The sequence below is a fragment of the Novosphingobium sp. B-7 genome, from assembly GCF_000410615.1.
GTDB lineage: Bacteria > Pseudomonadota > Alphaproteobacteria > Sphingomonadales > Sphingomonadaceae > Novosphingobium > Novosphingobium capsulatum.
On record NZ_KE148335.1, the window covers coordinates 32,612 to 41,737 of the forward strand.

Sequence of the window (9,126 nt, forward strand, 5' to 3'; positions counted from 1 at the left end):
GCGATGCCGACCATGCGCAGGCCTTGGCCGCTGCCGCCCTGGGCGTGATATCGCTGCCACGTGGCATCGAGGATGGGCATGTCATGCCGGCACGGCGCGCACCAGGTGGCCCAGAAATGCACCACCACCACGTCATGCGCAGCCGGATTGATGGCAAATGGCGTGCCATCCAGCGTCGTGGTGGCCAAAGGTGGCAAGCGATCGGGCGCGGCCTGTGCCGTGGCTGCGCCACCCAGCGCAGCCACCGCCAAGGCCAGCACCAGCGCTCCCCGTTTCACGGGCGCTGCCAGCCTCGGACCGTGGCCAGCAGCTGCTCGACATGGGCGATCGGGGTGAACTGGCCGATGCCGTGGCCCAGGTTGAACACATGCGGACGATCGGCAAAGGCATCGAGCACGCGCCGGGCCTGGCGGTCCAGCTCGGCCCCGCCGGCCAGCAGCAGCAGTGGATCGAGATTGCCCTGCACCGGCATGCCTGCCGGCAATTCGCGCGCGGCCCACAGCGGATCGATGGTTTCATCCACGCCCACCGCGTTGACTCCGGTTTCCCGCGCATAGGCGGCAAGCTTTTCGCCCGCGCCCTTGGGAAAACCGATCACCGGCACATGGGGATAGCGCGCCTGGATCGCGGCGGCGATGCGGGCATTGGGCGCGATCACCCAGCGTTCGAATTCGGCGGGTGCCAGGCTGCCGGCCCAGCTGTCGAACAGTTGCAAGCCTTCGGCGCCGGCCTCGACCTGGCCGGCGAGGTATTCGATCGTCACCTCGAGGATGGCATCGATGATCGCCTGGAACGCCTGCGGATCACGATAGGCATAGCTGCGCGTCTCGTGATGGTCGCGGCTGCCCTCGCCCGCCACCATGTAGGTCGCCACGGTCCAGGGACTGCCAGCAAAGCCCAGCAGGGTGGTCTGTGGGCCCAAAGCCGCCTTGACCCTGCCCACGGTAGCGTAGATCGGCGCAAGACGCTCTGGCACGGCCTGGAGGGCACTGAGCGCGGTATCCACCAGCCGGGGGGCAAGACGCGGTCCTTCGCCAGCGGTGAAAGTCAGATCCTGGCCCATGGCGTAGGGCACGATCAGGATGTCGGAAAACAGGATGGCCCCGTCAAACCCGAAGCGGCGGATCGGCTGCAGCGTGATCTCGGCGGCAGCCTCGGTATCATAGACCAGTTCCAGGAACCCGCCCTTTTCGGCCCGCAAGGCGCGATATTCCGGCAGGTAGCGCCCCGCCTGGCGCATCAGCCAGATCGGTCGGCGGGAAAGGTTCTGGCCGCTGAGCGTTTCGAGAATGGGACCGGGCATCGTTCTTGTTTTTCCAATCCAATCAAAAAAATAGAATCTTATTAAATGGGATGATGAAGGTAGTTGGCCCTGTGGAAACCGGGGATAGCCAAGCTCTGCCCGATTTGTCCCGGATGCTCCACAAAATTCGCGCGGTGCGAATCCCGATGACTCCCGATGCAAGACAAACTTGTGCCCGTTACCCACAGGCTGTGGGAAAGGCTGTCCCCATGGGGATGAAAGGGCCCGTGGATGACTCGCTTCGGGGGTGAAATCGGGGGCGAAACTTGTCGCCAGTTTCATCCCGTGGTTTATCCTAGCGCTTTCCACAGGGTTACCCCGGCGGCCCTGCAACGCGGTGCGCCGGCTTGTTCACAAAGGGTTCCCATGCCGCGTCTGCACCTTCACCTGCTGTCCGACTCAACAGGTGAAACCCTTGAAATGATTGCCAAAGCGGCCCTTGCCCAGTTCGAGGATGCCGATGTTGTGCGGCATTTCTGGCCGATGGTCCGTTCGCAGCAGCATCTTGACCGCATCCTGGGTGAAATTTCCGCTAACCCTGGCCTGGTGCTGTTTACGCTGGTCAACACCGAAACGCGCGATCGGCTGGAACAGCGCTGCGCCACGCTGGGCCTGCCATGCGTGGCTGCGCTCGATGCCGTGACCAATGCGCTGGAACAGCAATTGGGCCAGGAAGCGCGGGGCCGGCCGGGCCGCCAGCACATGATGGACGAGGCCTATTTCCAGCGCGTCGATGCCATCCAGTTCACCATCGCGCACGATGATGGCGTCGGCTGGGAAAACTGGGAAGAGGCCGATATCCTGCTGGCCGGTGTCTCGCGCAGTTCCAAGACGCCCACCTCGATCTATCTTGCCAATCGCGGCTACAAGGTGGCGAATATCCCGATCGTGGTGGAAAGCCCGCCGCCGCCCACGCTCTATACCGTCCGGCGGCCGCTGATCGTGGGGCTGACGACTAGCCCCGAACGCCTGATCGCGGTGCGCCGCAACCGCCTGCTCTCGCTCAACCAGGCGCCCGAGACCGCCTATGTCGACAGCGAGCACGTGGCGCGCGAGGTGCAATATGCGCGGCGGATGTTTGCCGACAATGGCTGGCCGGTGATTGACGTTTCGCGCCGATCCATTGAGGAGACGGCCGCAGCGGTGATCACGCTCTACAACGAGCGCAAGGTCGCCGGGGACGCCAATCCGGGAATGAAGGCTCTATGATCGTACTTGCTTCGCAAAGCGCCTCGCGCAAGGCCATGCTCGATGCTGCTGGCGTGCCCTATGAAGCGCGCAGCTCGGATGTGGATGAAGGCGAGATCAAGCGCGAGCTGATCGGGGTGCCGGGTTGCCAGGTGGCGCAGATCCTGGCCGAGGCCAAGGCCATGCCGGTGTCTGCCGCCATGCCGGGCCGGCTGGTCCTGGGCGCGGATTCGCTGGTGGAAGTGTGCGGCCGTTCGTTCGACAAGCCGCAAAGCCGCGAGCAGGCGACCGAACACCTGCGGTTCTTTTCCGGGCAGACCATGCAGTTGCACAGCGCCGCCGTGCTGATGCGCGATGGCCAGGTGACCTGGCGCCATTGCGAAACCGCCCGGCTCAAGGTTCGCCGGCTTTCCGACAGCTTTATCGACAGCTATCTCCACAAGGAATGGCCGGCAGTTTCGGGCTGCGTGGGCGTGTTCCGGATCGAGGCGCTGGGCGTGCAGCTGTTCGAGAGCATCGAGGGCAGCCACTTCACCGTGCTCGGCATGCCGCTGCTGGCGCTGCTCGCCGCGCTGCGCACCGCCGGGGAACTGCCGGAATGAGCGAGGCGCCACTCCCCTATGCCGAGGTGATCGGTGACCCGATTGCCCAGTCCAAAAGTCCGGTAATCCATGGCTATTGGCTAGAACAGCTGGGCCTGGCCGGTGCGTATCGCCGCGCCCACGTGCGCAGCGATGGCCTGGCCGATTACCTCACCACCCGTCGCGCCGATCCCGCCTGGCGCGGCTGCAACGTGACTATGCCGCACAAGCAGGCGGTGATCCCGCTGCTCGACCGGCTCGATCCGTTGGCCGCCCGCATCGGCGCGGTGAACACCATCGTGCCCGAACAGGGCCTGCTGGTGGGCTACAATACCGACGCTCCCGGCTTCATGGAGCCGCTGGTACCCTGGCTGGCCGATGCCCACCTGCTGCGTATGGCGCGGGTGATGGGCACCGGTGGCGCGGCGCGGGCGATCGTGGCGGCGCTGTCTGATGCCGGGTTCCTGATCGTGCTGGCCGGGCGCGATCCGGCCAAGGCACGGGCGCTGCTCGATGAACTGGCGCGCGGCAGCGATCATCACGCGGTCGATATCGCGCATTTTGCCGATCCCACCGATTTCGCGTTCGACGATCGCCAGGGCCTGTTCGATCTCGTGGTCAATGCCTCGCTGCTCGGCATGACGGGGCAGCCGGCCCTGGCTTATGACCTGTCCCACACCCCGCCTGGCGCGGTGTTCTATGACATCGTCACCAGCCCGCTGGAAACCGATCTGCTGGCGCGGGCCAGGGGCGCCGGCCATGCCACTGTCGATGGCCTGGCCATGCTGATCGGCCAGGCCGACCATGCGTTCCGCCGCTTCTTCGGCGCGGTGCCGCCGCGCGGGGATGCCGATGCGGAACTGCGCCGCCGCCTGCTGACGCCCGTTCCGGCATGAGCCGGCCTTTCGTACTTGGACTGACCGGCTCGATCGGCATGGGCAAGTCTGCCGTGGCGCAGATGATGCGCGAGGCAGGCGTGCCGGTGTTCGATGCCGATGCGCAGGTGCACCGCTTGCAGGGGCCAGGCGGAGCGCTGCTTCCCGCGATCGAGGCGGCCTTTCCCGGCACCACCGGCCCCAACGGCGTCGACCGGGGCAAGCTGGGCGCGCTGGTGTTTGGCGATCCCGCCGCGCTCGCCCGGCTGGAGCGAATCGTCCATCCTGCGGTTTCCGCCGCGCGCGAGTCGTTCCTGATCGAGCATGCCGGGCAGCGCCTGGTGGTGTTCGACATCCCGCTATTGTTCGAAAAGGGCCATGGCGCCGGGCTCGATGCCGTGGCGGTGGTTTCTGCTCCGGCGGCGGTGCAGCGGGCGCGGGTGCTGGCGCGGTCGGGCATGACGGCGGAAAAATTCGCGCAAATCCTGGCACTTCAGGTGCCCGACGCGGAAAAGCGTGCGCGCGCCGATCATATCATCGACACTGGACTTCCGCTCGACCAGACCCGCGCCATGGTTAACGATCTGATCGGCCAGCTTGGGGAAAAAAACCCGTCGGCTTGATCGCCGCGCCCCTTGCCAGCCCCGGCCGGCAGGTTCACATATTGGGCATGCGTGAGATCGTCTTCGACACCGAAACGACGGGACTCGATCCGCAAGGCGGTGACCGGCTGGTTGAACTCGGCTGTGTGGAAATGGTCAATCGGGTGCCCACTGGCGCCACCTATCACGCCTATTTCAACCCCGAACGCGACATGCCGGCCGAGGCCGAGGCCGTGCACGGCCTGTCGGCCGCGTTCCTGGCCGACAAGCCGCGCTTTGCCCAGTGTGCCGCCGATTTCCGGGAGTTCATCGGTGACGCGCCGCTGGTGGCGCACAATGCCGGGTTCGACTTCGGCTTCATCAACGCCGAACTTTCCGCCATCGGGATGGAGCCGGTCAGCCGCGATCGCATGGTCGATACCGTGGCGATCGCGCGGCGCAAGCATCCCGGCGCCAAGCTCAGCCTCGATGCGCTGTGCACCCGCTATGGCATCGATCGCAGCCATCGCACCAAGCACGGCGCGCTGCTCGATGCCGAGCTTCTGGCACAACTTTACGTCGAATTGATGGGTGGCCGGCAAATCGGCCTGGAACTTGCGGCAGAGGTCAGCGTCTCTTCTGCAGGTACCGGCGCTGTGGCCGCGGTTGCGGCCGTGGCGCAAGTGACTGTTGCCAAAACCACCCGGATCTTCCGCGAGCCCCGGCCGCATGCGGCCAGCGAAGCGGAATTGGCCCGCCATGCGGAGTTCATGGCGGGCATCAGCAACCCGCTCTGGTCGCGTTAGGTCTCGCTTGCGGCCCACTGTGCGGGCCGCAAGCGGCCTCGCGGTCAAAGCGGGCCCAAGAAGGAGAGAAGACCCATGGACATTCGCGTTTCGGGACACCAGGTCGAGGCCGGTGCCGCCTTTGAGGCCCACGCGGCCGATCGGCTTTCCGGCATTGTCGACAAGTACTTCTCCCGCGCGCTTTCCTCGCAGGTCACCCTGGGCAAGGCGCCGCACGGAGGCTTCCGCTGCGACATCATCACCCATGTGACGCAAGGGTTGATTCTCAAGGGCAGCGGCGTGGCCCAGGACGCGCACCAGGCGCTCGACCAGTCGGCCGAAAAGATCGACAAGCAGCTGCGCCGCTACAAGCGCCGGATCAAGGCCCATTCCGAGGGCGCGGATTTTGCCCGCCGCAGCGAAGACGCGGCCTACACCGTGTTCATGGTGGAAGAACCTGCGCACGATCAGGAAGAGGCCGAAGCCGCCGATGCGCCGCTGGTGATTGCCGAAACCCGGGTCGACGTGCCCACTGCGACGGTTTCGGACGCGGTGATCATGCTCGACCTGCGCAACACCAACGCGCTGCTGTTCAAGAATGCCGGCACCGGCGTGCACAACATGGTCTATCGCCGTGGTGATGGCTCGATCGGCTGGGTCGAACCGGCCGGCGCCTGATCTCTAAGCCCTGCCCGCAGGCCCATTTCGGGTTTGCGGGCAGCGCCATGACGGCATTGGCCAATTCACCCGTGATGCGATTCGGCGCTTGCATGGGGAACGAATAGAGCGCATGGCGCCGCCAACTTGACCGTGCCTTTACACAGGCTGTGGCGTTTTTCGTTTCATGACCGCACTTTTTTCCATTGATCCTCAGGCTGTCCGCGTCGTTCGCGCTGAATCCAAGGCGCAGATCCTGGATATGCTCGCCGCGTGCTTTGCCAGCGTCTATCGGCTCGACCGGGCGCAGGTGCAGGAACGCATCGAAGAGCGTGAGAGCCTGGGCAGCACCGGTTTCGGCCGTGGCGTGGCGATTCCCCATGCCCGGCTCGATGGCCTGTCGCGCCCGGTGGCGGTGTTCCTGCGGCTGGAAGAACCGGTCGATTTCGCCTCGGCCGATGGCATGCCGGTCGATTGCGTGTTCGGTCTCTTGTCGCCCGAACAGGCGGGCGCCGTGCATCTTCAGGCACTGGCTGCGATCAGCCGCCTGATGCGCGATGATCGCATGCACCAGCGACTGACCAGCGCGCCCGATGCCGACGCGCTCTATGCCGTGCTGGTCAACGTGATCGATCGCGACGCGGCCTGAACCGCGCGCACCCCAAGCCATGACAGCGCGCCTGCCCGCAGGGATCGAGGCCAAAGGCTGGATCAGGGCCGCGCAGGCCGCTGGCGGCTTTGCCATGGTGCTGCACAAGGGTGATCCCGACGCCGGCACTATCGCCTTGGTGACATTGGAAAATCACCCCGAGCATGGGCTGCTGGCGCAATTGTGGGAGCGCATGCCGCGCGCCGATGGTAGCCGGCCATGGACCGCCACAAAGGCGCAAGACCCCGAAAGTAAACAAGATTTTAACGACTATATGGCGCGCAGAACTGCGGCTGATCCCGATTTGTGGCTGCTTGAACTGACCATCGCAGACGCACAACAGTTCATCGGGAACTTTGCCGGCGAAGGTTGACTCCCTTTCGCGCGTGGATAGACCCGGCGCCATCGAATTGCGCAGGCGGCGCCGCTTGGCATGGGGTCTTCAGGCGCTGGCACGCAGACGGGGGTTTACCGTTACGGCCCAAGGGGCATGGCTTTCGGCATGATTGCCGAAGCGCTGTGCTGCGCGCCGCAATCGGCCGATCACCGCCCAATGCAGATGGCTGATGACCGATCCGTTCCGCGTTGCCCGCCAGGCTCTTTCCGGCCTGCTTGCCGTGGTAATGCTGCTGGGCGCACCGCTTGCCCAGGCTCAGGAACCTGTTCACGCCCTGTCTGTTCACGCCCCCGCTGGCCCGCACGATCTCCAGGTCGTGGTGGCAGAAGGCCCCGCCAACGGGGCCATCACGCTTCCTTCTACCGGCCCTGCCACTACCACGCTGCCGCCGGCGCGCGGCATGCTTGCCTTGGCGCCGGCCCCCTCTGCCACCGCCGGTGCGGTCAACGTCGCCAGCCTGGCCGATCTGGTGGCGGCGACGCCGGTGCCGGCCAATCTTTCAGCCGAACTCGAATGCCTGGCCGGCGCGGTCTATTTTGAATCCAAGAGCGAGAGCCTGGCGGGCCAACTGGCCGTTGCCCGCGTGATCGTGGCGCGCAGCCATTCCGGCCGCTATCCCTCATCCTATTGCGGCGTGGTGTTCCAGCCGTCGCAGTTCTCGTTCGTGCGCGGCCATGCGATGCCGGCGATCAACCACGCCAGCCGGTTCTGGGCCAATGCCGCGCGCATTGCCGTGATTGCCGATCAGGGCAGCTGGAAAAGCCCGGTCGAAGGGGCGCTGTTCTTCCACGCCGCGCGCGTTTCCCCGGCCTGGGGCAAGACCCGCCTGGCCGCCATCGGCGGGCATATCTTCTACCGCTGAACGCCGATGAACGCGGGCCTTACAGTGCCTTGCCGGCGCGACCGGCCAGTTCGTTGACATATTGCCATGCCACGCGGCCCGAACGGCTGCCGCGCCGCTTGGACCATTCCAGCGCATCGCCCGCGTCGTACGGCAGCGCCAGTTCGGTGCAATAGCCAGCGATGATTGCCAGGTAATCATCCTGGTTGCAGGCATGAAAGCCCAGCGACAGGCCAAAGCGATCAGCGAGGGCCAGGCGATCGTCCACCGCATCGCGCGGGTTGATCGGATCGTCCTGCTCGCTCATGTGGCGCTCCACGATCGCGCGGCGGTTTGACGTCACGGCCAGGCGCACATTCGCCGGTCGCGCTTCCACCCCGCCTTCCAGCCACGAACGCAGCAGGCGCGCGCCTTCGGCATCGCCGGCATCAAAGCCGAGGTCGTCGAGCAGGACCAGGAATTGGCGCGGCACCCCGCGCAGCTGCGCAAACAGCAACGGCAGGCTGGCATCGGGCATGGCCTGGACCAGGGCAATGGCGCCGGGGTGGGCAGCGTCGGCAGCGTTGACGGCAGCGCGCAGCACCGCCGATTTGCCCATGCCGCGCGATCCCCACAGCAGCATGTCATGTGCCGCAGCGCCACGGGCGAGCCGCGCCACGTTGTCCACCACTGCGGCCTTTTGCGCATCGATGCCGCGCATCAGCGGCAGGCTTGGCGCTTCCAGCCTTTCCACCGCGCGGGCGGTCTGCCCCAGCCAGACATAGGCGGGATGGGTCAACCAGTTCACCTGGGGCGGCGCCGGCGGCGCCAGCCGCTCCAGCGCTTCGGCAATGCGGGTAAGAAGCGTTTCGGGCAAGCTCTGCGGCTGATCGATCATCACGTGGGCAACTTTGCGGCTGAGGGGATGCTTTGCAAAAGGCGCGCAGTCGCGATAGCGACGGCAGCCATGACGTCCAACCCCTTTTCCGACCCCTTGCCGCCCGAAATCCGCCCCGCAGACGATGATGGCGTCGCGGCTGCCATCGCCGTGCTGGCGGCGGGCGGAACCGTCGCCGTGCCCACCGAGACCGTCTATGGCCTGGCGGCGCGGGCCGATCGCGATGCGGCGGTGGCGGGTATCTATCGCGCCAAGGGGCGGCCCGATTTCAACCCGCTGATCGTGCATGTGCCCGATCTGGCGGCGGCAGGGCGTCTGGCGGTGCTGGATGACCGGGCCAAGGCCCTGGCGGCCGCGTTCTGGCCGGGCGCGCTGACCCTGGTCGTGCCGCG

Annotated in this window: 13 protein-coding genes; 10 read left to right on the plus strand and 3 right to left on the minus strand. The window is 66.0% G+C overall.

What is annotated here, in order from left to right:
* A partial coding sequence (locus H926_RS33255; RefSeq protein WP_043609214.1) for a TlpA disulfide reductase family protein occupies positions 1 to 278 on the minus strand: 278 nt, incomplete at its 3' end.
* On the minus strand, positions 275 to 1,303 hold the full coding sequence (hemE, locus tag H926_RS0111690) for a uroporphyrinogen decarboxylase (protein ID WP_022676467.1): 1,029 nt from the start codon (positions 1,301 to 1,303) through the stop codon (positions 275 to 277). The genes hemE and H926_RS33255, both read right to left, overlap by 4 nt.
* Positions 1,304 to 1,669: 366 nt before the next feature.
* Here hemE and H926_RS0111695 point away from each other — a divergent pair, with 366 nt between their 5' ends.
* The 9 genes from H926_RS0111695 (at position 1,670) to H926_RS31765 (ending at position 7,878) form a co-directional block, all read left to right on the plus strand.
* Positions 1,670 to 2,512: a pyruvate, water dikinase regulatory protein gene (locus tag H926_RS0111695; RefSeq protein ID WP_022676468.1), complete on the plus strand. Its 843-nt coding sequence runs from the start codon at positions 1,670 to 1,672 to the stop codon at positions 2,510 to 2,512.
* A complete protein-coding gene (locus H926_RS0111700) occupies positions 2,509 to 3,093 on the plus strand; it encodes a nucleoside triphosphate pyrophosphatase (RefSeq protein ID WP_022676469.1) in 585 nt (194 codons plus the stop codon). Before H926_RS0111695 ends, H926_RS0111700 begins: the two co-directional genes overlap by 4 nt.
* Positions 3,090 to 3,968 carry a shikimate dehydrogenase gene (locus tag H926_RS0111705; protein WP_022676470.1) on the plus strand — a complete coding sequence of 293 codons (879 nt, stop codon included), beginning with the start codon at positions 3,090 to 3,092 and terminating at the stop codon, positions 3,966 to 3,968. Before H926_RS0111700 ends, H926_RS0111705 begins: the two co-directional genes overlap by 4 nt.
* Complete coding sequence (coaE, locus tag H926_RS0111710) at positions 3,965 to 4,570, plus strand: dephospho-CoA kinase (RefSeq protein ID WP_028657904.1); 606 nt, start codon at positions 3,965 to 3,967, stop codon at positions 4,568 to 4,570. The genes H926_RS0111705 and coaE overlap by 4 nt, the downstream gene beginning before the upstream one ends.
* Before the next feature lie 47 nt (positions 4,571 to 4,617).
* Positions 4,618 to 5,334, plus strand: coding sequence for a DNA polymerase III subunit epsilon (gene dnaQ, locus H926_RS0111715; RefSeq protein ID WP_022676472.1), 717 nt, complete (start codon positions 4,618 to 4,620; stop codon positions 5,332 to 5,334).
* Positions 5,335 to 5,409: 75 nt separating this feature from the next.
* Positions 5,410 to 5,991 carry a ribosome hibernation-promoting factor, HPF/YfiA family gene (hpf, locus tag H926_RS0111720; RefSeq protein WP_022676473.1) on the plus strand — a complete coding sequence of 194 codons (582 nt, stop codon included), beginning with the start codon at positions 5,410 to 5,412 and terminating at the stop codon, positions 5,989 to 5,991.
* A 166-nt stretch (positions 5,992 to 6,157) separates the two neighbouring features.
* A complete protein-coding gene (locus tag H926_RS0111725) occupies positions 6,158 to 6,619 on the plus strand; it encodes a PTS sugar transporter subunit IIA (RefSeq protein WP_022676474.1) in 462 nt (153 codons plus the stop codon).
* Between the two features lie 19 nt (positions 6,620 to 6,638).
* Positions 6,639 to 6,992 carry a DUF1491 family protein gene (locus tag H926_RS0111730; protein WP_022676475.1) on the plus strand — a complete coding sequence of 118 codons (354 nt, stop codon included), beginning with the start codon at positions 6,639 to 6,641 and terminating at the stop codon, positions 6,990 to 6,992.
* A 193-nt stretch (positions 6,993 to 7,185) separates the two neighbouring features.
* Complete coding sequence (locus tag H926_RS31765) at positions 7,186 to 7,878, plus strand: cell wall hydrolase (RefSeq protein ID WP_022676476.1); 693 nt, start codon at positions 7,186 to 7,188, stop codon at positions 7,876 to 7,878.
* Between the two features lie 19 nt (positions 7,879 to 7,897).
* Here the strand turns inward: H926_RS31765 and H926_RS0111740 are convergent, their stop codons facing one another.
* Positions 7,898 to 8,734: a DUF815 domain-containing protein gene (locus H926_RS0111740; protein WP_082209124.1), complete on the minus strand. Its 837-nt coding sequence runs from the start codon at positions 8,732 to 8,734 to the stop codon at positions 7,898 to 7,900.
* A 69-nt stretch (positions 8,735 to 8,803) separates the two neighbouring features.
* On the opposite strand from H926_RS0111740, the gene H926_RS0111745 reads away from it, so the two are divergent.
* A partial coding sequence (locus H926_RS0111745) for an L-threonylcarbamoyladenylate synthase (protein WP_028657906.1) occupies positions 8,804 to 9,126 on the plus strand: 323 nt, incomplete at its 3' end.